The following is a 22392-nucleotide window of genomic DNA, read 5'->3' as shown; positions in this document are numbered from 1 at the left end:
AACGTCGGTTTCCGGGTGGCACGGCCGCAGTTCGCGTCCCCTCGCGCACACGGGGCGGCCCGGGTGTCAGGACGGCGGCGTAGGGTGACGGCATGACCTCGCGGCCCCCTCTGCAGAGCCGCGCCCGCACGCCCCACGGGAGGGCTGCGGCGCGGGGCCTCGATCGGGAGGCGGAGCCGCCTCGACTCGAGAGCGAGTACCGGCCGCGGCATCCGCTGGACTTCCGCCGCACGGTGGCGTATGAGCGCCGGGGCGCCGGTGATCCCACGATGGTTCTCGCGGGTCCGGTCATCTGGCGTGCCAGCCGCACGCCCGACGGGATCGCCACCGTCGCGCTGCGCGAGGTATCGCGAGGCGCGATCCGCATCGCCGCCTGGGGTCCCGGCGCGGAGTGGGCGCTCGACCAGGCGCCCGCGCTCTGCGGCGCGCGCGATGACGCGGCCTCCTTCGACCCCGGTGGGAACCCGCTCGTGCGGGACGCCCACCACCGCAACCCCGGGCTGCGGCTCGGTCGCACCGACATCGTGTTCGACACCCTCGCGAGCGCGGTCATCGAGCAGAAGGTCACCGGCACGCAGGCCTTCGCGGCCTGGCGCAGCATCGTCACCTGGTTCGGGGAACGCGCGCCTGGCCCGACGCCGCGGCCGATGTTCGCGCCGCCCGCGGTCGACGAGTGGCGGCGCATCCCTTCGTGGGCGTGGCACCGCGCAGGGCTGGAGCCGCCGCAGTCCCGCACCATCGTCGAAGCGGCCCGGCGGGGCGATACGATCGCCCGCGTGGTGGCGGCCGCCCCGGACGGGCCCGCGCGTGATGCGGTGCTGACGAGCCTCCGGGGAGTGGGCCTGTGGACCTCGGCGGAAACCCGCATCCGCGCCTTCGGCGACCCCGACGCCGTGAGCGTCGGCGACTACCACCTCGCCCACGAGATCGGCTACGCCCTCACCGGGAAGCGCGTCGATGATGACGGGATGCTGGAGCTGCTGGCGCCATGGGCCGGGCACCGTCAGCGCGTCATCCGCCTGCTCGGCGCGAGCGGGCCGCGAGAGCCTCGCCGTGGTGCGCGTGTGCATCCGGAGGACCATCGCGAGCGGTGACACGGTGGCACGGTTCCGTGGGCCCCTGCCCCCGCGTGACGGCGTGGCCTATGGTGGGCGCATGGCACAAGGCAATGGATGGCCTCGCGGCCGCACGTACTGGCTGCTCGGGACGATCGGGCTGCTCGCCCTCGGTGCGCTGATCGGCGCGGTGCTGGGCAGCATCGCCCTCGGCATCACGATCGGCGCGATCCTGTCGATCGGCTGGCTCCTGGCCTACGAGTCCCGGCGCGGCAAGAATGTCGGCGTCAACGACGAGTCACACGGAATCGAGCTCTGACATGGCAACAACCCTCGCCCGTCCCGCCCAGGGCCGCGTCATCGCCGGCGTGTGCTCCGGAATCGCACAGCGCTTCGGCTGGAACGTCACGCTGACGCGCGTGCTGACCGCAGTGGCGGTCGTCTTCTTCGGCCTCAGCCTGTGGGTATACATCGTGCTCTGGATCGTGATGCCGTCGGAGCTCAGCTGACCCGAGCGGTGCCGTCGCCCCGGGCTTGCGAATGTCGGATGCCCGGAGAACACTGAGTCGCGTCACGGGGCCGGCCGCGGCATCCGATCACCGACACAGGAGCCAACCATGACCACACTCAACCCTTACATCTCGTTCAGGAACAACGCACGCGAGGCGATGGAGTTCTATCAGAGCGTCTTCGGCGGCGAACTCGCGGTCGACACCTTCGGCAGCTACGACATGGGCCAGGACCCCGCCGAGAACGACCTCGTGATGCACGCCCAGCTCGAGACGCCCGACGGCTTGACGCTGATGGCCGCCGACACACCGAGTTCGATGCCCTACAAGGAACCCGCCGGCGTATCGGTCTCGGTCAGCGGCGACGACGAGGCGCGGCTGCAGAGCGTCTGGGACGGTCTCACCGCCGGCGGCACCGTCGTGATGCCGTTCGAGACGCCTCCGTGGGGCGGCCGCTTCGGCATGCTGACCGACAAGTTCGGTGTCGACTGGATGGTCGCGCTGAACGCGTCGCCCGCCGCATAGCCTGGGGCGTGTGGAAGCCGACCGCTTGATCGCCTGGGACGCGGAGCTGCGCGCTGTGCACGCGCGGCTGCGTCAGTCCCTGGCGATCGCCCGGGCGGCGGTTCTCGAGGGCGACGGGGATGCCGCGCCGGGGGCCGGGGCGCTCCGCGATGCTGCGGCCGCTGCGTCGGCGGACCTCCTGCTGTACTGCACCGGCTTCTGCGTCGCCCTCGACGGCCATCACCGGAGCGAGGACGCCGGCCTGTTTCCGGCGCTCGTGGCTGATCATCCCGAACTGCGTCCCGTGGTGGGCAAGCTGGTGCAGGACCACTCGATGCTCAGCCATCTTCTCCTGCAGTTCCGCGGGGCGATGGAAAGCGGAGCCGATCGCGGGGCGCTCGAACGACATCTGGAGGGCATCGCCGCGATCATGGAGTCGCACTTCCGTTACGAGGAGCGCGAGCTGCTCGGGCCGCTGTCAACACTTCGTTCGGCCGCGACCGCGAGCGAGTTGCTCGGTCCACTCGCCTGAGCGCAAGGGCATCTCCTCCGGTCCTTCACCGCGCGGCGCAACGGGCTATACCGCGCTGGGTCGCCCAGTCAGCGGCGCCGGCATCACGTGTCGTCTAGCGAGCCTCCTCATAGGCCCGCTTGATCCAAGCGATCAGTTCGGCATCGACCTCTTTCATCAGGCGGAGTTCCAGATGGTGCATCCACGTCGACGGCGACGGATGGGCGACCTCCTTGAACCGGGAGGAGTGCAATTCTTCCCGTAGTGCGATGGACACCACTACTGGAACATCGCTCTTCATCAGGTGCTTGGGCGCCCACGCGTAGGCGAATCCTCGACGCGCGCGGAACGCCACCTGGCTCTTGGAAACGACGACTTCGACCCCTTCGAGTCCGACGAGTGAGTGGGCGAGTGCGCGGTAGATCGAGACGGCTTTCTTGTCAGGCTCAAAGAACTCGTCACCCTCAATCGGCTGAGTCATGGCGCAACACTAGGTCGAACAGCCCTCGAATCGCACGCCCCGAGGATCTTGCTCCATTGAGGGTCGCTGGGCGAGCGCAGAGAAGGGGAGCGCCGCCCAAGGTTCCGGTTCTGGGCGAAGACGCTTCGTCTCGCATTGCGGTCCCTGAGCGAGGAGCGCAGCGACGAGACGAAGGCGTTTCGTGCAACCGGCTTCGCGGCATGACCAAGGCCGTTCGGCGACCGGCTTGGCGACATGACCGAGGTCGTTCAGCGACCGACGTTCCCGTCTGCTCAGAACAGTTCGTCTCGCCAAGCGGTCCCTGAGCGAGGAGCGCAGCGACGAGACGAAGGGCGCTCACTGACCCGGCTTCGCGACAAAGACGAAGGGCGTTCAGCGATCACGTTCTGGTCTGCTCAGAGCGCTTCGTCTCGCTGCGCTCGCTCAGCGACCGGGTTGGTGCCAATCCGTGGGTGGCTCTGGTCTCGGGCCGCGCTCGCTAAAGCGACGGGTCCGAGGGCTGTTCCTCGCCTTCTGGCGCTCCTCACCACGGATTGATCATTGTTTTCGGTTGATGCGGTCGTGGAGTTGGGTGGGTGATGTGGTGGTGGGCCGCCAGTGGCCGGAGGGGTCGCACCAGGAGGGGCCGCGGACGTGGGGGGTGCCGTGGTGCATGCGGATGTTCCAGCCGTTGGTGTTCAGGGTGCGGTGGTGGTGCCAGCAGAGCAGGACGCCGTTGTCGGTGTGGGTGGGTCCGCCGAGAGCGTGGTCGGTGACGTGGTGGATCTCGCACCAGGCGGCGGGGATGTGGCAGCCGGGGATGATGCAGCCCCCGTCGCGGAGGGTGATCGCCTTGCGTTGGTGGTGGTTGAACACCCGGTCCAGGGTTCCGATCGACACGATCCGACCGTGATCGTCCATCAGGACGCGTTGCACCACCCCGTCGCAGGCGGTGTGCCGGGCCACCCCGATCGGGACGGGCTGGTCGGTGCCGTCCAGGTGCGCGTACCCGGTGCCTGCGGCCAGGTCCGCGGCGCGGACGGAGACGACCAGGGTCGGCGCGGCCCCACCCAGGGTGGGCAGCTCCCCGGACCGGGCGGCGACGCTGAGGGCGGTGGCCAGGGCGTCGTGCTGCTTCTGCGCCCGGGTGCGCAGATCCGCCTGATCACGCAACACGCCCTCACGCAGACCCACACTGCCCGGATCCGCGGGCGCGTCCTCGTCGAACCGGGGGTCGGCACCCTTTCCCTCCCAGTGCCCCGCTCCGGCATGACCGGCGTCCATCCCGTCGCCGTCCGTGGTGTCGGTGGGGGTGAAGCGGGGGCCGTCGAGTTTCGGGTTCAGCAGCGCGTCGAAGATGCGCTGCAGTTGGGCGGCGACCTCGGGGAGCAGGTTCCCGCGGACCGGGATCACCCCGTCCCGGGCCACACCCAGGGTGACCCCGCGTGTGCGCATCACGGCCGCGTCGCGGGGTTCGGTGCCGTCCTGATCCAGGAACACCGCCCACACCTGCGCGAACGCGCGCAGCTCCTCCGCGGTCGCCGGGGGTGCCGCATCCACCCCCACACCCCGCGCGGACGCAGCCAACTCCTCGTCCGCGGCCAGGTGCGCGGCGCGTCCCGCGGTCATCGCGAGATGGGACAACGGTGCCAGGACCGCGACGACACCGTCGACTCCGACGGCGCCGTCGATCAGCGCGGCCCGCATCCCCGGGAACGGGGCGGGCAGCTTCTCCCCCGACGACACAGCGACCTGCTGGTGCACCCCGCGGGCGGCGCGCTCGTACCCGGTGACGGTCAGCTTCGAGACGAGCGTGGCGCGCTGGACCAGCTCGGACACCGACCGGCACCCCATCCGGGTGGTGAGCCGCCCGTCCAGGGAGGCGGCGGCGGAACGGTCCTGCACCTGTCCGGTGCACTCCACCAGCACCGCCTCCGCCCGACGGATCATCCGCGCCGCGGTCGCCATCACCGTGAGCAGGTCCTCGTCATCCAGCCCGGACACCGCTTCCGCGGCGGCGACCGTTTCACCGAGCGCGGTCTCCAGCGCGTGGAGGGTGTCGGGAAGCGGGTGCATGTATTCATTCAACCGTCAACCACCGACATCCGAACCGCCGGAACAGCCCAGATCAGCCAGCCAAACCATGCCCTGTTCAAACTCCGTTCCGGGCGCGTGCTGTGGAGGAAACGGCGACACCGCCGGCACCCCGCGGAGCACCTCACGACCCGCGTTCTTGTCTGCGCAGCGCCTTCGGCTCGCTACGCTCGCTCAGCGAGGAGCAAGGCGACGAGAGGAGGGGCGCTCAGCGACCGGCTCCGGACGAGACGAAGGGCGCTCAGTGACCAAGGGTCCCTGATCGACGACGCTTCGTCTCGCTACCCTCGCTCAGCGACCGGGGGTGGCGGTCCCTCAGCTACCGGGGGTGGCGGTCGTCAGCGACCCGGGGGGGGTGGCGACCCGTCAGCAACCGAACCCCAACCCTGGCCGCCGCGTCAGCCCTTCGCCACAGGCTGCTGCAGTTCCGTGACCCACTCCGTCTGCGGGAGGGGCTGAGACACGAGGTAGACCTCGCGGCTCGGCCCCGACATCCGGTATCCCTCGCGTTCGACTCCCTCCATCAGCGCGCCCCACGAGTCGCCGATGCTGGACATGTCGCCGTGGTGCACGGTCGTCGCCGCACCGGCCAGCGCCGAGAGTTCGAGCACGCGAAACCCGTCCCCGTCCCGGGCGTCGGAGCCCGCGGGAAAGCCGGCGTGCACGTAGACGGTGTCGGGGTTCTCGCCCTGCTCGTACCAGGCGATCCCCGTCTCTTCGAAGGCGGCGCCCGAACGCGAGAGCGCGTCGTACAGGTTGTCGAACAGGGGCCCGATGACGGGCGAGATGTTCTCGGGACCGAATCCGGGCGCGGTCGCGACGGCCTCGTAGACCCGGGCGGGGGGGATGTCCTTGAAGACGATCTCTGGGGTGGACATGGGGGTATCTCCTCTCAAGAGCCGGAGGCGCAGACCGATGCGATCCAGACGTCTCGTGTCGGCGGCGAGTGTGTCCTCGAGCTCGCGGCGGCGACGCTCCAGCAGCGCCGCAAGCGCCGCCGTTGTGTCATCCGCACGAAGCACCGAGGCCGCATCCTCGAGCGAGCAGCCGAGCTCGCGGAGCTCCACGATGAGGGCCAGCGCTGAGCGCTGCGACCCGTCGTAGTACCGGTAGCCCGAGTACTCGTCGACCCGCGCCGGCACGAGAAGTCCGATCCGGTCGTAGTGCCGCAGCATCCGCGCGCTGACGCGCCCGAAGGCCGCGAACTCTCCGATGGTGTACATGGTGATCCCAGCGTCAACCCTGACACAGTGGCAGGGTCAAGCGAGGGAACTCACACGCGCTCCGGCGTCCGCACCCGCCGGATGGACAGAGAGACGACGGCAGCGACGACGCAGAGCCCCGCCGCCCCGAACCACGCCACGGAATAGTCGCCGGTGGTGTCACGGATGACGCCCGCCATGGTCGCGGCGAAGGCGGCGCCGAACTGGTGGGCGGCGAACACCCAGCCGAAGACGATCGGGCCGTCGGGGCCGAAGAGCTCGCGGCAGAGCGCGACCGTGGGCGGCACGGTCGCCACCCAGTCGAGACCGTAGATGATCACGAACACGATGATCGGCGGGCGCACGGTGTCGGAGAGGAGGAACGGAAGCACGGCGAGGCCGAGGCCGCGCCCCGCGTAATAGACGCCCAGCAGCAGCCGGGGATTGAACCGATCGGTCAGCCAGCCGGATGCGATCGTCCCGATCACGTCGAAGATGCCGACGACGGCGAGCAAGCCCGCCGCGGTGGTCTGCGCCATCCCGTGGTCATGGGCGCTCGGGATGAAGTGGGTGCCGACGAGGCCATTGGTCGTCGCACCGCAGATGGCGAAGCCGGCGACGAGCGCCCAGAACGTGCGCGACCTGCTCGCGCGGCCGAGCGTGCGCAGCGCGAGCAGCGCCGCGTTCCCGCGGGCGCGCGGTGGCTCGACCCAATCGGCCGGGGCGCCGACGGGGAGCAGGCCGAGATCCGACGGGCGGTTGCGAACGAAGATGAGCACGAGCGGGATGACGGCGAGCGACGCTCCGCAGACGATCAGCGTGGCGGCGCGCCACCCCTGGTCCTCGGCGATCGCGGCGACGAGCGGGAGGAACACGAGCTGACCCGTCGCGCCGCCGGCCGTGAGCGTTCCGACGACGAGGCCCCGGTGCCGCACGAACCAGGCGTCCGCGACCGTGGCGGCGAACACGAGGGCCATCGACCCGGTGCCGAGCCCGATCAGCACACCCCACGTCAGCACGAGCACCCAGGGGCTGGTGGCGAAGACGCTGATGCCCGCGCCGGCGGCGACGAGCAGGAGGGCGATGGTCGTGACGATACGGATGCCGAAGCGGCTCATCAGCGCGGCGGCGAAGGGCGCCATCAGTCCATAGAGCAGCAGATTGACGGTGACCGCGCTCGAGATGACGCTGCGCGACCAGCCGAATTCCTCTTCCAGGGGAAGCATGAGGGCGCTGGGTGCCGCGCGGAACCCCGCCGCCGCGACGAGAGCCAGGAACGCTACCGCAGCGACGATCCAGCCGGGATGGACGCGGCGGGACCGCGGCGCACCGCGGCCGATATTCACGGCATCCAGCGTGGCTTCGTCCATTGCGCTCCCCGGTCCCGATCGCACCTCGGCTCTGTACGATAGCCGTTCCGTCGGCTGAGCGGGCAGCGGCGCGATTCGTCCCGGCATGAAGCCGATGCGAGTTCGGATGACGGCTGGCGGCGGGGGCGGCGCGCCCACCCTCAGGCAGAGAAGCCCTCGGCAGGATGATGCGGCGCCCGAGGCGACTCACTCCTCGTACAGGAACTCCTGAATGATCTCCGGCGAGTCGTGGATGCAGAGGATGCGCAGCGCCCCATCGCCCGTGTTCGTGAACCCGTGCCACGTGTTCACAGCGACGACCGCCGTATCGCCGGCGCGTGCGACGATGGCGCGGCCGTCGATCGTGATCGTCGCCTCGCCCTCGACGACGGTCCACGTCTCCGTGTAGGGATGACGGTGCAGCCCCGGTCCCATGCCCGGGTCGTTGTCGACGAAGAAGAACGAGATGCCCGAGCCGTAGTCCTTGCCCTCGAAGCGCATCGTGCGCGAAGCGCCGACGCGCAGTGCAGCGAACGGGATGGGGAGATCGAGAACGTCGGACATGCGTGCCACGGTACCGAGGATGCGGTCGGTGTTCCAGGTGCCGATCAGACACCAGCGACCCGCAGGCCGAGCCATCGTGCGAGGTCATCGATCTCGGCGTCGACGGCGGCCGCGACATCCGGTGTGAAGGGCACGTCCTCGTGGATGGCGCTCACGCGCAGAACCTCCGTCTTGCGGTCGGTCGCGGCATCCAGCTTCCCGACGAACTCGTCCCCGTGCAGGATCGGCAGCGCGAAGTATCCCCACCGGCGCTGCGCCTTCGGCTTGTACATCTCGAGGATGTACTCGTAGTCGAAGAGCTCGAGCAGGCGCTTGCGGTCGAACACGAGCCGGTCGAACGGCGAGAGCAGCGCTGTACGGGCCTTGAAGGGCTCCCCGAGCTGGTCGAGCGCATCCGGGTCGACGCGCCAGATCCCGGGGACCCCGTCGACGACGGCATCCACACCCGCTTGGCCCACGTCGATCGGCTCGCCCGGCATCGAGGTGGATCTCGCCCTGGCGATTCCGAGCGCGCGAAGCCGCCGCGCGTTGCGCTCGCCACGCGCTTCGTCGAGCGAGAGCTCCGGCAGATCCTGCGGATAGACGCGCTCGGGGAGATCCCAGTACCGTTGCCGCTTCTCGCGCCCCGCGATCGCGACGTGGCCGCGCATCGCCAGGATTTCGAGCATCTGGTTCACGTTGCGGTCGTTGGTCCAGCCCGACGACGGCCACGACACCGAGCTGGTGTCGGGGATCTCGTTGGAAAGCAGAGGTCCGCTCTCACGGAGGAGGGCGAGGATGTCGCGACGGAACCGATCGTTGTCTTCCAGCCACTGGCGGGTCTGCGCGTAGCGCGGAGGCTGCCGCATCTCGGGCAGCAGCAACGGCAGGTGGCTGGCGGGGCGGAACATGCCGTCCAGCTCGAAGATGGTGCGGTCCACCTCGGCGGCGCGCTTGAGCTGCCCAGGGTCGTACGGCTCGCCGATGCGGCTCCAGAGCAGGAGGTCTTCGCTCGGCGCGACCGCGGCCGTGGGGTCGATGTTGATCACGCCGAGCTGCTCGGCCACCTCGACCACATCTGCCGGGCGATCCGCATCCAGAAGCTGCGCGCGCACGGCGATGCGTCGCGCATCGCGCGTCGTCAGCTCCACGACCATCGGTTGAGGCTACCGGGAGGCACAGACGCGCGGCGCCTGATCAGGGTCCCCGAGCCCGTCGAGGGGTCGTTCGCCGCGGCCATCGACGCTTCGACAGGCTCAGCGACCGGGTTTGTGAGTGTGAGGGCTCAGCGACCGGGTCGGGGTGATCGCCCACGGCCGACCACTGGCGTGACAGGCTGGTGGCATGCGCATCGCCGTCACCGGAGGATCCGGAAAACTTGGCTCAGTCGTCGTCCGCGAACTCCGGGCGAACGGCCACAACGTCGTCAATCTCGATGTATCCGGGCAGCGAGGACCGGGCTTCGTGCGGGTCGACCTCACTGACTACGGGCAGGTGATCGACGCGCTCGCCGGAGTCAACGACCAGCACGACGGCATCGACGCGCTCGTGCACCTCGGTGCGATCCCCGCCCCGGGCATCCTGAGCGATGTCGCCACGTTCCACAACAACATGCCGAGCACGTTCAACGTGTTCTGGGCGGCCGTTCGCCTCGGCATCCGGCGCATCGTCTACGCATCGAGCGAGACCGTGCTAGGGCTTCCGTTCGACGTGCCGCCGCCCTACATCCCGGTGGATGAGGAGTACCCGGCGCGCCCCGAGTCGGTCTACTCGCTGGTCAAGCACCTCGAAGAGACGATGGCCGTCGAGCTGGTGCGATGGCACCCGGATCTCTCGATCACGGCGCTGCGCTTCTCGAACGTGATGTGGCCTGAGGACTACGCCGCGTTCCCCTCCTACGACGCCGACCCGCGCGGTCGCAAGTGGAACCTGTGGGGCTACATCGACGCCCGCGACGGGGCGCTGGCGATCGAGCGCGCCCTCGAGGTCGCCCCGCCGGGCTTCGAGCGCTTCATCATCGCGGCGTCCGACACCGTGATGTCGAAGCCGAACGCCGAGCTCGTCGCGGAGGTCTTCCCCGGCGTCGAGGTTCGGGGCGACCTCGGCGAGCACGACACCATGCTCTCGATCGACAAGGCACGGCGGCTGCTGGGCTTCGAGCCGCAGCACTCCTGGCGCGACGAGGTCTGACACCCGGCATCCGGCTCGCCGTCGAGAGGTGACGACGAGCGGATGCCGCGGCCGGTCAGCCGACGCGGTCGAGAATCCGCTGCATCGAGTCGAGGAACGCGTTGTATCCGCCGATCAGAGCCTGGCGGTTCTCGTCGCTCCACCCCGGGGTCGCCTGGGTGAGGGTGAGCTCGGTGCCGCCGTCGACGTCGGCGAGCTCGACTGTGACCGGCGCCAGGTCGTCGGGGTTCTCGGGCTCGTCCGTGAGGCGGAAGACGAAGCGGGAGGGGCGATCGATCTCGACGAACTCCCCCAGCCAGCTCTTGGTCGTCCCGTCGGGGAGGTGCATGACGGCGGTCCAGCGGTTGCCGACGGCGAGGTCCCATTCGAGCGTCTCGAGGGGCACGTCCACGGCCTCCGTGCCGAACCACACCGCGAAGTGCTCGCGAGTGGTCAGCACGTCCCAGACGAGTTCGCGGGGCGCCGCGAAGGTGCGGGTGACGGTGATCTGGTCGTTCATGGGTGTTCTCCTTCTTGGTTCCGGGCACCTGTGCCCTGCGTGTTCTGGATGCGCTCGAGGTACGAGCCCATCGCGTCGAAGCTGGCGGCCCAGAACTGCGCATAGTCGCCGATCCAGGCGGATGCCGTGGCGAGCGGACGTGCATCGAGCGTGGCCGGCCGGTACTGCGCATCGCGTCCGCGGGTGACGAGCCCCGCGGTCTCGAGCACCCGCAGGTGCTTGGACACCGCCGCGAAGCTCATGTCGAACGGCTCGGCGAGCTGCCCGACGGTCGCCTCCCCCTGCGCGAGACGTGCGAGCATCGCACGCCTCGTGGGGTCAGCCAGGGCAGCGAAGGTACGGCTGAGCTGGTCATCCGACATCCGCGCCTCCTTATTCAACCATTTAGTTCTGAACCGATGAGTTGAATATAACAGGTCTGAAGTCTTTGTCAAGCCGGCTGCCGGCAGCCGCCGGGACCGCCAGCGGGCGAAGCCCGCCGGCTACGCCGGCTGCAGCTCCGGCTCTTCCAGCTGGTCGGAGGGCACGCGCATGTCGGGCCGATCGCGGTAGTGCCCGACGAGCGCCAGCACCACGCCCCCGACGAGCCAGCACGCCAGGATGGTCCACTGCACCGCGGTCGCGGCATCCGGAAAGTAGCTCAGCGAGCGGAGGAGGTTCGATGCGGCGCCCGGCACGAAGAACTGCCCGATCGCGCCCCACGGCTCCGGAAGGAACTGCATCGGGACGGCGGCCGCCGAGATCGGATTGGCGATCAACACGGTGACGATCGCGGCGATGCCGAGGCCGGGACGGCCGAACACGGCGTTCATGCCGATGAGGAACGCGGCCGTGGCCGACATGCCGAGGCCGAGCGCCGCCGCATTGAGCAGCCAATCGCCCTGCAGCAGGCCGAACCACGTCTGCATGACGAGCGCCGCGAGTGCTCCCGCGGCGAAGCCGAACACGACGAGGCCCGCGAGGCGGCGCACTGCGCCGGCGACGAGCAGCGACAGCAGGATGCCCGCGAGCATCCCGCCGAGCGTGAGAGGGAACGCCGCGGCCGCCAGGCCGGCGCCCGTGGGGTCGGAGGAGGCCAGGGGTACGACATCCGTCACCGTCACCGACGGGATGTCGGCGCCCTCACCCGCCGGCGGCGCGACGGCCGGCGGCTGTCCCGTCGCCAGCGCGATGCCGAGCGCCTGCACCTGGGCGAGCAGGGCATCCTGCACCGCCGTGCTGAGCTGGGACTGCAGCTGGGTCGCCACGCCACGCAGCGCCTGCGCGGCGGCGGGGCTCGCGGCGGTCGCCGTGAGCACCTCCGGCTCGTCGAGGAGGATCGCGCCGTACAGTTCGCGCGCCTCGATCTGCGAGACCGCGTCGGCACGGGACGACACCTCGACGAGGGTGAACGGATCCGCCTCCTGCGCGTCGAGCGCCTGCTCGAGAGCGGCGACCCGATCCGCCGGCCCGCTGATGCCGACGGGCAGATTCTGCGGCTTGGATGTCGCGGCCGGCCACACGAAGGCCATGATCAGCACGGCGATCACCAGCGCGGCGGCCAGGCCGTACGCGACTGCGAGGCCCCATTTCGTGCGGGGTACCAGGGTGTCGGACATGAGACCTCCTAAAGAGAATGAGTGTTCTGTTTGAAGAATAGCAGAACGGGTATTCTTTTTACATGCCCCGCGTCAGTGAGCAGTACCGGAAGGCCCGTCGAGACGAGATCGCCCTCGCGGCGATCCGGTGCCTGGAGCGCAAGGGGGTGCACGACACGTCGATCGCCGACATCGTGGAAGAGTCCGGGCTTTCGACGGGAGCCATCTACTCCCACTTCTCGAGCAAGGTCGAACTCGCGCGGTACGTCGTCGCCGAGTACCTCCTCCCGCGCCTGGACTACCTGCAGAGCACGGTTGACGTGCGCACGCCTCGGGAGGTGCTCACGACCATGCTCGGGGTGTTCGCCGAGGACGGGCTTCCGGCGGGAATCGTGCTGCAGTTCTGGGGCGAGGCGACGATATCCGGGGAGATGCGCGAAGAGATGCTCGGGACGGTCAGCCGTCTCCGCGCAGCGATGGGCACAGCACTGAGGCCGTGGGCGCAGACGCAGGCGACGGATGAAGCCGCAACCGAGTCGCTCGTCGCCGACAGCACGCGGGCGGTGATGAGCCTCGCGCAGGGATACGTCGCGAGCACAGCGCTGTTCGGTCCCCGCGATGCCCGCGAGTACGTCGACTCGGTGGCCGCCGCCCTTCGTCAGGCGCCCGCCGACTCCTAGAATTCCTCGTGGGTGTCGGGGTCGGCGCCCCAGAGCCGCCCCTTCTCCAGGGCGGCGATGGCCGCGATCTCGTCGGCGTCGAGCTCGAAGTCGAAGAGATCGGCGTTCTCCTGCTGACGGTCCGGGTCGCCCGATTTCGGGATCGGGGTGCTGCCGGAGTCGATGTGCCAGCGCAGCACGACCTGGGAGGGCTTCGCGGCGTGCACCTCGGCGAGGTCTCGGAGCAGCGGCTCGGTCAGCAGTTCGCTGCGCTGCGCGAGCGGGCTCCAGCTCTCGGTGCGGATGCCGTGCTGCGCGTGGAAGGCGCGAAGCGCGGTCTGCGGGAAGTAGGGGTGCAGCTCGACCTGGTTGACCGCCGGAGCGACTCCTGTCTCGTCGATCAGGCGCGTCAGCATCGCCTCGGTGAAGTTCGAGACGCCGATCGAGCGGAGCGACCCTCGTTTGCGAAGCTCGATCATCGCGCGCCAGGTGTCGACGTACTTGTCGACGCGGGGGTTCGGCCAATGGATCAGGGAGAGATCGATCCGATCGAGGCCCAGCACGATGAGGGACTCGTTCGTGCTGGCGAGCGCCTCTTCGAAGCCGTGGGAGCGCCCGGGGATCTTCGTGGTGACGATCAGTTCGTCGCGGTCGACGCCGCTGCGACGGATGGCATCGCCGACCTCGGCTTCGTTCTCGTAGTTCACCGCGGTGTCGAGCAGGCGGTAGCCCGCCTCGATGCCCGCGACGAGCGACGCGATGCCGTCCTCTCCTCGCAGTCCGTAGGTGCCGAGCCCGAGCACGGGGAACGGGCTGCCATCGTTCAGGGTGATGTTCGGGATGCTGACCATGCCTCCATCTTCCCCCGCTCCCGGTGCCTGGTGACAGCGATCTGCACATCCTCCGCCACCAGATCGGCGTTGAGCTGCGCCGCCGCGAACGTGCCCTGGGCGGCCGCCATGCCGACCTGCGCCGACAGATCGGAGACATTGCCCGCTGCCCAGACCCCGGCGACGGCCGTTCGTCCGGTGGCATCCACGGCGATGAACTCGCCCATCGGGTGGGACGTCGGCTGGAGCCCCAGATCGTCGAAGACCGCCGAGCGGGCGACCATCCGCGACCCGACGGCGAGCGCATCGCGGGCGATGACCGCTCCGTCGCTCAGACGCACGGCGCTCAGGCGGTCATCGACGATGTGAAGGCCCGTGATCTCGCCCTCGATGATCCGGATGCCGCGCGCCTGGAGCTTCTCGGCATCCTCGGCCTCCGGCATCCCGACGCCCGCCGCGAGGTAAACCACATCGTCGCTCAGCTGGCGGAAGAGCAGCGCCTGATGCACCGACGTCGGCGTGGTCGCGAGGATGCCTATGGCCCGGTCGCGCACCTCCCATCCGTGGCAGTACGGGCAGTGCAGCACATCCCGACCCCACCGCTCGCGCAGGCCCGGAACCGAGGGCAGCTCGTCGACGAGGCCGGTCGTGACGAGCAGGCGGCGAGCTCGCATCGCGCGCCCGTCGGCGAGGGTGACGGCGAAGCCGTCCGCATCCGCCGCGGCGCGCACGACCTCGCCTCGGAGGATCGTGCCGCCGTAGCCCTCGAGCTCCGCCCTCCCTCGCTCGAGCAGCTCCGCCGGGGCGATGCCCTCGCGCCCGAGGAGCGCGTGCACGCCGGCTGCCGGAGCGTTGCGCGGCTCGCCGGCGTCCACCACGACGACCGAACGGCGCGACCGCGCGAGCGTCACCGCGCCGCTGAGCCCCGCGGCGCCCCCTCCGATCACGACGACATCGACCGCGGCATCCTGGTTCTCATTCATCTCTCGAGGATGCGCCGGAGGATGCCGTGTGGCAAGCGTTATTGCCGATATGGCAAACTGACCGCATGGATGCCGCAAGCGAAGATGACCCCACCGCCCTCGACGCGGCCTCGCTGCTGGCGGTCGGGCCCCGCCTCCGGGCGCTGCGCGCACAGCGCGACGCCACACTCGCCGAGCTGTCCGCCACCACCGGCATCTCGGTCAGCACGCTGTCTCGCCTCGAATCGGGCGACCGCCGCCCGACGCTCGAGCTGCTGCTGCCGCTGGCCCGGGCACACGGGGTCACGCTCGACGAACTGGTCGACGCTCCCCCGACCGGGGACCCCCGCATCCACGTGCGGCCCATCACGAGACACGGTCGCACGATGGTGCCGCTGACGCGCCGCGCGGGCGGCATCCAGGCCTACAAGATGGTCGAGCCCGGTGTCGTGCGCGAGCCCGATCCGCAGACCCACGAGGGCTGGGAGTGGCTCTACGTGCTCAGCGGCCGGCTGCGCCTCGTACTCGGCGAGCACGACCTCGTGCTCGGACCGGGCGAGGTCGCGGAGTTCGACACGCGTGTTCCGCACTGGTTCGGGGCCGCGGAAGCCCAGTCCGTCGAGTTCCTGAGCCTGTTCGGCAAGCAGGGCGAGCGGGCGCACGTGCGCGCGAGCACCGGCCGCAGGAGCGCCCCGGAGCATCGGGCGTGACCCTCTTGTCGTGCGCATCCATCGGCGGGACACTGTCGGGAACGCCCGGCGACACGTCGGGCAGAACCCGACGAGAGGAGACGCCATGGCTCACGGCGACATCACGCACATCGACATCCCGGTCAGCGACCTGGCGGCGGGAGCGTCCTTCTACTCCACGGTCTTCGGCTGGAAGATCGCCGAGCCCCCGGGGTACGAGGGATACCCGATGTGGCAGGCGCCGAACAAGGTCAGCGGCGGCGGGCTCGCGCCGCGCACCGCCGACTTCACGCAGCCTCGTTCGTACGTCGAGGTCGACTCGATCGATGACGCCATCGCCGCCGCCGTCGCCGCGGGCGGCACCGTGACGATGGAGAAGGGGCCGATCAGCCCGACCAGCTGGTGGGCGATCATCGCCGACCCGGACGGCAATGCGATCGGGCTCTACGAGGGCACCACCGAGGTCGAGGGCGAGACGGATTCGGATTCAGACGCCACCGTCGAGAGCTGACGCCGGGCATCCCTTCCCCGATCCTTGCCGAAGGGACGCAAGTTGCGGCTTCGGTACACCGGAGTCAGCAGATCGCGTCCCTTCGCGCAGGGGGGTCAGGGCTGCACGAGCCGCAGGCGCACGGCCATGTACTGGCGCCCCGGGAGTTCGACGCGCACGACACCGCTGTGCACGCCGGGCACCGGCTCGACCGTCATCCCCCACGTGTCGATCACGTCGACCTCGAAGGTCCCGTCGGGCAGCACGACGTTGCGGAAGCGGGGGCGGTTGAACCCGAAGTAGAGGACGACGTACTCGCCCGCGACACCGCCGAACGGAACATCCCAATCGGAGGGGAGCGGCTCGAGCGTTCCCGTCGGTGATTCGGCGATGATGCCGTCCAGGAACGCCATCCGCGCCGGGCTGCTGCCGACGAGCTCGCCGCCCTTGGACCACCACAGCTCGTGCGCGTCGTTCAGGTAGGTCTCGCCGTGAGCGACGTAGCCGCCGCGGATCGCGCCCTCCCAGCAGCGCCGCACCAGCTCCTCGCCGGTGAGGTTGCCCCACCCCTGGTCGATGTCGCCCTCGTAGCCGCACTCGTCGATCACGATCGGCTTGTTCCATTGCTCGCGCCAATGGTCGGTGTTCTCCGCCGTGCGGTACACATCGACGCGCTGCACGCTGGCGTGCGTGATCCACGGACGCGTCTGGTCGTAGAACGGGCGGCAATTGTGGATGGAGGTCAGGTGCCCGTGCGGATCCTCCTCGCCGATGATCTCGGCGATGCGCTCCCAGTCCTCTTCCGTCTTCGCCCAGAGCAGGTCGTACTCGTTCGCGAGCGCCCACCACACGTTCGCATAGGCCGCCAGGCGACGGACGACGTAGCGCAGGGCGCGCTCGTCGACGGCGCGTCCGAGATCGGCGAACCCCCAGCGGTCGTAGGCGTGGAAGAGGATAAGGTCGGCCTCGATGCCGAGCGCGCCGAGCTGCGCGATGCGCTGCTCCACCCGGCGAAAGTGGCCGGTGTCGAAGCGCTCGAGGTCGAACCCCTCCTCGATCGACCCCGGGAAGGGGAAGTCCTCCGGTTCGTTCTCGTTGTAGAGGTAGGACTTCGGGAAGATGCACATGCGCATCTTCGTGAAGCTGGAGCCCTCCAGCGCCCGAAGGGTGCGCTCCTGCAGCTCTTCGGGCTGGTGGGTCCAGGCGTAGGCCGTGGTTCCCACCGGCCGGTACCGGGTCCCATCGGCGTGCACGAAGTGGAAGCCGTCGGCGCGGACGGGTCCATGTGCGCCCGGGTCCGGCTCGGTCACCACGACCTCGCCGGTGATCCCGTCGAGCGAGCGGGCGGTCGATGACGTCTCGAACCGCCAGGTGCCGACTTCCTCGGCGAGCAGGCGAAGCACGTACTCGCCGTCGCCGTCGTAGAAGCCGCCGACGCGGAGAGTGCGACCGCCGTTCGTGAAGGATGCGGTGAGCTCCACGTCGACGAAGGGGTTGCCGTGGCTCGGGCCGGCGAAGCGCACCTCGACGACGCCCCACTGCGGCGTCGGCTGGGGGAGCGTGACACCGGCGGAACCGCGAGGCACGCTCTCCGGTTCGTACTCCGGATGCGGGTCGATGGCGGGCGCATACGGAGCGCGCCCCGCTCCGCCCTCCTCGAGCTCGGCGAGCGCCGCGAAGAAGCGGTCCTTATCGACCGACTCGGCAAGTCCGGGCACCAGGTTCACGACCTGACCCAGCCGAGCGCCGCGGAACTGCGACGCCATGGGTGATGCCGCGATGCCCGGGAGGAACACCTCGAGCACGGAACGCGCGGCCGGGCTGTCGAGTGCCTCGCCGAAGGTGGAACTGCGATCGAACATGGGCTGTGCCTCCAAGGGCTGGGTCGGTCGGCCGATTCGAGATGCGGTTTCCGCGATCTTTCCGCCGGGTCTATCGAGGAGTGTGCTCCGTGATCGCGGCGAGCGCCTCTTCCACGTACTCGAGCAGGGAATGCGGGGTGAACATGAGCGACTGACGCACCGTGCGCCCCTCCGCCCACACGGTGTCGCGGCGCACTTCGTCGGCCTTGCCGGGGTCGTGCTTCGCGATCGCATCGATCAGCGCGCGGTAGGCGCGCGGGTCGTCGATCACGGATGCGGTGGACGAGTCGAGATCGAACGGTCCGGCGAACTCGGGCGTCGGCCGGTCGGCGAACGTCCACTCGTGCCGGCCGGAGCCGACCTCCGCGACATCGAGGCCCGGCAGGTCGATGACGGCCGTGGTGTTCGGCGGGATCTCGGCGGTGACGACGATGGATGATCCGGCACGGCGCCAGGAGACGGATGCCGGCCCGTACGGCGTGATGTGCCGCGCCGAGGCGTGCTCCAGCTCGGCCAGGGGCCGGGGGGCGATGCGGATGCGGCGGTATCCCGGCTCGTCGGGCGCGAGCCCCGCGACGGTGCGGTGCAGCCAGTCCGCGACCGCGCCGAGCGCATAGTGGTTGAACGAGGTCATCTCACCCGGGTTGACGGAGCCGTCCTCGAGCAGGCTGTCCCAGCGCTCCCAGACCGTCGTCGCGCCCATCGTCACCGGGTAGAGCCATGAGGGGTTCTCCGTCTGCAGCAGCAGTCGGGCGGCCTCGTCGAGGTAGCCGCCGTCGGTGAGGGCATCCGTAACCAGCGGTGTGCCGACGAACCCGGTGCCGATCCGGTAGCCGCCCGCGCGCACCAGTCCGGCCAGGCGCCGGGCCAGTCGGGCGCGCACCCCGGCATCGCGCACGAGGTCGAAGCCGAGCGCCAGCGCATAGGCCGTCGGGGCATCCGACATCATCCGCCCGCCCGGTGTCACGTACTCGGCGACGAACGCCGCCCGGCTGCTCTCCGCGAGCGCGCCGTACTTCTCGGCATCCGCCCCGTTCCCGAGCAGTGCGGCCGTGTCGGCGACGATCCGCAGCGACCGCGCGAGGTAGGCGCTGGCCACGATGTCGGAGTCGACCTTGGCGGCGCCCGGCTTGTCGGGCGGGGCCGCCGGGTCGAGCCAGTCGCCGAGCTGGAACGTGTGCGCCCAGAGACCATCGGTCGAGACGCGCAGCACGGCGTCGACCCAATCGCGCATGCTGGCGTACTGCGCGCGCAGCACACCATCGTCGCCGAAGCGCTCACGAAGCACCCACGGGGCGACGGTCGCGGCATCGCCCCACGCCGCCACGGCGGCCGGGCCGCCGAAGCCCGGAAGTGCGGCGGGCACGACCAGCGGGACGTTCCCCTCGTTGCGCGCCTGCTCGAGGGCGAGGTCGCGCAGCCACGACGTGAGGAATCCGTCGCAGTCGTACAGGAAGCTCGCGGTGGGGCTGAAGACCTGCAGGTCGCCGGTCCACCCGAGGCGCTCGTCGCGCTGCGGGCAGTCGGTCGGGATCGAGAGGAAGTTGCCGCGCATCCCCCACACGACGTTCTCGTGCAGGCGATTCAGCTGGGCGTGCGAGGACTCGAACCAGCCGGTGCGCACCATGTCCGTGTGCAGCACCAGGGCCTCGACGTCCGCCGGGTCGAACTTTCCGGGCCAGCCGTCGAGCTGCGCGTACCGGAAGCCGTGGAACGTGAACCGCGACTCGAGCGTCTCGGGGCCGTCTCCGGCGAGGTCGAAGTGCGCTTCGGATGCCGCGTTCCGCAGCGGTCGCAGCGCCAGCTCTCCCCCATCCAGCACCTCAGCGTGGTGCACGCTGATACGCGTGCCGGCCGGACCGGCCACGCGCAGGCGCAGGCGGCCGACGAGGTTCTGGCCGAAATCGAGCACCAGGGCGCCGGAGGGCGACGTGAGCACCTCGGCCACCGGAAGCGTCTCTATCCGGCGCACGGGCGGTGCGATGCGCGGCTCGGGCACCGGCACGTTCTCGTAGCCCGGCCGGGACGCCGGGCCCACGTGCACGGGAGTCCAGGAGGCGTCGTCGTATCCGGGCGCCGACCACGCGGCGTCGGTGAGGCGCAGATCGTGGTGCTCGCCGGCGTAGATTCCGGATGCCACGACGGGGCCGTTCCCGTCGGCCCGCCAGCCTCCGTCGGTCGCGATCGTGCGAGTGGACCCGTCCTCGAACTCCAGCCTCAGCTGGCCGAGGAACGACGGCTGGTCGCCGTAGACGCGGTCGGCGAAGGAGAAGAAGCCGTACTTTTCGGTGTACCAGGCACCGGCGACCGTGGCACCGAGGACGTTCTCCCCCGGGTGGACGAGGTCGGTCACATCGACGGTCTCGTGCACGAGGCGGTCGCGGTAGCTGGTCCATCCTGGTGCGAGCACGTCGTCCGAGACCGAAGCGCCGTTGACCTCGGGCTCGGCCGCGCCGAGGGCCGTCCAGAAGAGGGTGGCTCGGCGCACCGGCGCGTCGAGTTCGAACCTCGTGCGCACGCGGAAGGGCTGCGCTTCGCGCGCCGGGTCGGCGAGGCCGATCGGCTCCGCGATCCACTCGCCCTCCGCCAGGAAGGCTGCCGTCACCGCCAGCGGCTCGCTCCACGGGGTCGTGTCGCCGCTTTCGGCCGTCGCGCGGATCTCGACGGCGCGGACCTCCCCGGGTTGGAGCGGGGCGAACGGCCACTCCACGAGCACCGAGTCCCGACCCGAGATCGTGGCGGACTCGTTCCCGGCACGCAGCTCGGCCGACGCCTGCAGCCATCCAGGCTGCTCCGCCTCGACGGTCCAGCTCAGGCGCGGAGTCGCCGTGGCGACGAGGGCGGTGTCATCCCGCAACTCGGCCCGCATGGTCGCGATGCGCGTCATTCGTCGTGCCCTTCTGCCGCGAAGCGGTCCACCGCGAACGTGCCGCTCACGGCGTAGGCGCCGATGACGCGGCCGGTGAACGACTCGGTCGTCTCCGACGACAGGAACCTGCCGTCCACCTCGCCGAGCTCGACCCGTTCGCCGTCGATGGTGGCCGCCAGCCGGATGATGTCGCTGGTGCGGGGGAAGCCCCCGTCGCCCTCAGGAGGCCCGCTGACGATGTGCAGGTCGAGCACGTCGCCCTCGAAGGGATGGATCCACTCCTGGCGCAGCCCGCCGAGAACGGCGCGGCCGGTCACCGAGCCGCCGCCCACCTCGAGGTCCACATGGAAGCGCTCGTCGTAGCGCAGCGAGAGACCGCCGACGCCGGCCGACGCATCCACCCCCGCCGTCACGGCGTTCGTGAGGTGCTGCTGCCGGCGCCCGACGAAGACGGGATGCGCGTCATCCATCGTCGAACCGTCGCCGCGCAGCACGAGCCAGCCGGGCCTGCTCGTCAGGTCGGCGAGTTCCGCCGGCGAGCGGCGCACCGCGATCCACTCGCCGTCCAGCTCGTCGCCGTCCGACTCAGTACCGTCGAAGTCGTCGATGATGGCCGTTGCTGGCCGGGGGTGGAGCTCCACCGGATCGATCTCGGGCCAGCCATCCACCCACCGCACGCTCGTCACGAACGTCTCGCGGCCGAGCGCCGAGAAGGCGCGGGTCATGCTGCGGGGACGCACGCCGAGCAGCACGACGAGCCAGTCGCCGTCGGGGCCGACCACCAGGTCGCCGTGGCCGGTGTTCTGCACGGGGCGGCTCGTCGAGCGGGCCGACACGAGCGGATTGAGGGGCGCCGGCTCGAACGGCCCCTCCGGCGAATCGCCGCGGGCGATGCTGATGCCGTGGCCGCGCTCGGTGCCGCCCTCGGCGATCATCAGGTACCAGTGCCCCTCGTGCCGGTAGAGGTGCGGCGCCTCGGGGAACATGAGGCCGGTGCCGGACCAGAGCGAGCGGGGCTCCTCCAGCGCGATATGGCGGTCGAGATCGACTTTCACCTGCTGCACCCCGAGGTGCGCCCCCAGCTGCGCGCCGCTCATGATCAGTCCGGAGTAGGTGACGTACGCGGTGCCGTCGTCGTCCCATGCCAGGTCGGGATCGATGCCGTTCACGCTCTCCTCGCCGTCGACGCCGAGGATGACCTCGCCCTTGCTCCACGGTCCGGCCGGGTCCGTGGCGGTGAAGTGCAGCATCCCGCGCGCCATCGCCACGGTGATGATCACGTGGAACACCCCGTCGCGGAACCGGATCGTGGGTGCCCACGCGCCACCGGCGGTGGGGACATCCGCGATGCCGAGCTGTGCTTCGGTGAGCGCGACGTGCCCGATCAGGGTCCAGTTCTCGAAGTCCCGCGAGTGGTGGATCGGGATGCCGGGCAGGTATTCGAACGTGGATGTCGCGAGGTAGTAGTCCTCGCCGACCTTCACGACGCTCGGGTCGGGGTGGAAGCCGTTCAGCAGCGGGTTGTAGAGCGTGGTCAC

Annotated in this window: 23 protein-coding genes; 9 read left to right on the top strand and 14 right to left on the bottom strand. The window is 70.1% G+C overall.

What is annotated here, in order from left to right:
• Window positions 1–92: 92 nt before the first annotated feature.
• The 5 genes from ACLQ2Q_RS07930 (at window position 93) to ACLQ2Q_RS07910 (ending at window position 2600) form a co-directional block, all read left to right on the top strand.
• Window positions 93–1094: a DNA-3-methyladenine glycosylase family protein gene (locus ACLQ2Q_RS07930; protein ID WP_425819726.1), complete on the top strand. Its 1002-nt coding sequence runs from the start codon at window positions 93–95 to the stop codon at window positions 1092–1094.
• A gap of 61 nt (window positions 1095–1155) precedes the next feature.
• A complete protein-coding gene (locus ACLQ2Q_RS07925) occupies window positions 1156–1374 on the top strand; it encodes a hypothetical protein (protein WP_425819724.1) in 219 nt (72 codons plus the stop codon).
• A 1-nt stretch (window position 1375) separates the two neighbouring features.
• On the top strand, window positions 1376–1564 hold the full coding sequence (locus ACLQ2Q_RS07920) for a PspC domain-containing protein (protein ID WP_425819722.1): 189 nt from the start codon (window positions 1376–1378) through the stop codon (window positions 1562–1564).
• Window positions 1565–1672: 108 nt separating this feature from the next.
• Window positions 1673–2089: a VOC family protein gene (locus tag ACLQ2Q_RS07915; RefSeq protein ID WP_425819720.1), complete on the top strand. Its 417-nt coding sequence runs from the start codon at window positions 1673–1675 to the stop codon at window positions 2087–2089.
• A 10-nt stretch (window positions 2090–2099) separates the two neighbouring features.
• Complete coding sequence (locus ACLQ2Q_RS07910) at window positions 2100–2600, top strand: hemerythrin domain-containing protein (RefSeq protein ID WP_425819718.1); 501 nt, start codon at window positions 2100–2102, stop codon at window positions 2598–2600.
• 94 nt (window positions 2601–2694) lie between these two features.
• Here ACLQ2Q_RS07910 and ACLQ2Q_RS07905 read toward each other — a convergent pair whose 3' ends face one another.
• The 6 genes from ACLQ2Q_RS07905 to ACLQ2Q_RS07880 all read right to left on the bottom strand — a co-directional run bounded on the left by ACLQ2Q_RS07905 (window position 2695) and on the right by ACLQ2Q_RS07880 (window position 9384).
• A complete protein-coding gene (locus tag ACLQ2Q_RS07905; RefSeq protein WP_425819716.1) occupies window positions 2695–3060 on the bottom strand; it encodes a DUF5655 domain-containing protein in 366 nt (121 codons plus the stop codon).
• 537 nt (window positions 3061–3597) lie between these two features.
• Window positions 3598–5115: a DUF222 domain-containing protein gene (locus ACLQ2Q_RS07900; RefSeq protein ID WP_425819714.1), complete on the bottom strand. Its 1518-nt coding sequence runs from the start codon at window positions 5113–5115 to the stop codon at window positions 3598–3600.
• A 416-nt stretch (window positions 5116–5531) separates the two neighbouring features.
• Window positions 5532–6356, bottom strand: coding sequence for a MerR family transcriptional regulator (locus tag ACLQ2Q_RS07895; RefSeq protein WP_425819712.1), 825 nt, complete (start codon window positions 6354–6356; stop codon window positions 5532–5534).
• A 50-nt stretch (window positions 6357–6406) separates the two neighbouring features.
• Window positions 6407–7705 (bottom strand): MFS transporter, encoded by a 1299-nt coding sequence (locus ACLQ2Q_RS07890; protein WP_425819710.1) that lies wholly within the window; start codon window positions 7703–7705, stop codon window positions 6407–6409.
• Window positions 7706–7891: 186 nt separating this feature from the next.
• Window positions 7892–8248, bottom strand: a complete 357-nt coding sequence (locus ACLQ2Q_RS07885) for a cupin domain-containing protein (RefSeq protein ID WP_425819708.1) — start codon at window positions 8246–8248, stop codon at window positions 7892–7894.
• Window positions 8249–8292: 44 nt separating this feature from the next.
• Window positions 8293–9384 carry a DNA glycosylase AlkZ-like family protein gene (locus tag ACLQ2Q_RS07880; protein ID WP_425819706.1) on the bottom strand — a complete coding sequence of 364 codons (1092 nt, stop codon included), beginning with the start codon at window positions 9382–9384 and terminating at the stop codon, window positions 8293–8295.
• A 187-nt stretch (window positions 9385–9571) separates the two neighbouring features.
• Between ACLQ2Q_RS07880 and ACLQ2Q_RS07875 the strand changes: the two genes are divergently transcribed.
• Window positions 9572–10417 carry an NAD-dependent epimerase/dehydratase family protein gene (locus tag ACLQ2Q_RS07875; RefSeq protein ID WP_425819704.1) on the top strand — a complete coding sequence of 282 codons (846 nt, stop codon included), beginning with the start codon at window positions 9572–9574 and terminating at the stop codon, window positions 10415–10417.
• A gap of 55 nt (window positions 10418–10472) precedes the next feature.
• Here ACLQ2Q_RS07875 and ACLQ2Q_RS07870 read toward each other — a convergent pair whose 3' ends face one another.
• From ACLQ2Q_RS07870 to ACLQ2Q_RS07860, 3 genes are all read right to left on the bottom strand, one after another.
• A complete protein-coding gene (locus ACLQ2Q_RS07870) occupies window positions 10473–10916 on the bottom strand; it encodes an SRPBCC family protein (RefSeq protein WP_425819702.1) in 444 nt (147 codons plus the stop codon).
• Window positions 10913–11278 carry an ArsR/SmtB family transcription factor gene (locus ACLQ2Q_RS07865; RefSeq protein ID WP_425819700.1) on the bottom strand — a complete coding sequence of 122 codons (366 nt, stop codon included), beginning with the start codon at window positions 11276–11278 and terminating at the stop codon, window positions 10913–10915. Before ACLQ2Q_RS07865 ends, ACLQ2Q_RS07870 begins: the two co-directional genes overlap by 4 nt.
• 120 nt (window positions 11279–11398) lie before the next feature.
• A complete protein-coding gene (locus ACLQ2Q_RS07860; RefSeq protein WP_425819698.1) occupies window positions 11399–12514 on the bottom strand; it encodes a hypothetical protein in 1116 nt (371 codons plus the stop codon).
• A gap of 62 nt (window positions 12515–12576) precedes the next feature.
• Between ACLQ2Q_RS07860 and ACLQ2Q_RS07855 the strand changes: the two genes are divergently transcribed.
• A complete protein-coding gene (locus ACLQ2Q_RS07855; RefSeq protein ID WP_425819696.1) occupies window positions 12577–13173 on the top strand; it encodes a TetR/AcrR family transcriptional regulator in 597 nt (198 codons plus the stop codon).
• Here ACLQ2Q_RS07855 and ACLQ2Q_RS07850 read toward each other — a convergent pair.
• The gene (locus ACLQ2Q_RS07850) at window positions 13170–14003 is read right to left on the bottom strand and encodes an aldo/keto reductase (protein ID WP_425819694.1); all 834 of its coding nucleotides are present in this window, start codon (window positions 14001–14003) and stop codon (window positions 13170–13172) included. The genes ACLQ2Q_RS07855 and ACLQ2Q_RS07850 overlap by 4 nt on opposite strands.
• Window positions 13976–14965, bottom strand: coding sequence for an NAD(P)/FAD-dependent oxidoreductase (locus ACLQ2Q_RS07845; RefSeq protein ID WP_425819692.1), 990 nt, complete (start codon window positions 14963–14965; stop codon window positions 13976–13978). Before ACLQ2Q_RS07845 ends, ACLQ2Q_RS07850 begins: the two co-directional genes overlap by 28 nt.
• Window positions 14966–15030: 65 nt before the next feature.
• On the opposite strand from ACLQ2Q_RS07845, the gene ACLQ2Q_RS07840 reads away from it, so the two are divergent.
• Together ACLQ2Q_RS07840 and ACLQ2Q_RS07835 are read left to right on the top strand one after the other, a co-directional pair.
• Window positions 15031–15654 carry a helix-turn-helix domain-containing protein gene (locus ACLQ2Q_RS07840; RefSeq protein WP_425819690.1) on the top strand — a complete coding sequence of 208 codons (624 nt, stop codon included), beginning with the start codon at window positions 15031–15033 and terminating at the stop codon, window positions 15652–15654.
• Between the two features lie 85 nt (window positions 15655–15739).
• Window positions 15740–16144 (top strand): VOC family protein, encoded by a 405-nt coding sequence (locus ACLQ2Q_RS07835; RefSeq protein ID WP_425819688.1) that lies wholly within the window; start codon window positions 15740–15742, stop codon window positions 16142–16144.
• 95 nt (window positions 16145–16239) lie between these two features.
• On the opposite strand, the gene ACLQ2Q_RS07830 is transcribed toward ACLQ2Q_RS07835, so the two are convergent.
• The 3 genes from ACLQ2Q_RS07830 to ACLQ2Q_RS07820 all read right to left on the bottom strand — a co-directional run bounded on the left by ACLQ2Q_RS07830 (window position 16240) and on the right by ACLQ2Q_RS07820 (window position 22392).
• A complete protein-coding gene (locus tag ACLQ2Q_RS07830; protein ID WP_425819686.1) occupies window positions 16240–17985 on the bottom strand; it encodes a DUF5605 domain-containing protein in 1746 nt (581 codons plus the stop codon).
• A gap of 70 nt (window positions 17986–18055) precedes the next feature.
• Window positions 18056–20872: a family 78 glycoside hydrolase catalytic domain gene (locus ACLQ2Q_RS07825; protein WP_425819684.1), complete on the bottom strand. Its 2817-nt coding sequence runs from the start codon at window positions 20870–20872 to the stop codon at window positions 18056–18058.
• On the bottom strand, window positions 20869–22392 hold the full coding sequence (locus tag ACLQ2Q_RS07820; RefSeq protein WP_425819682.1) for a family 43 glycosylhydrolase: 1524 nt from the start codon (window positions 22390–22392) through the stop codon (window positions 20869–20871). The genes ACLQ2Q_RS07825 and ACLQ2Q_RS07820 overlap by 4 nt, the downstream gene beginning before the upstream one ends.

This window comes from Microbacterium sp. DT81.1, from assembly GCF_049844955.1.
Classification (GTDB): domain Bacteria; phylum Actinomycetota; class Actinomycetes; order Actinomycetales; family Microbacteriaceae; genus Microbacterium.
Note: the sequence above shows the minus strand (reverse complement) of the source record. Positions and strands in the feature narration are given on the sequence as shown.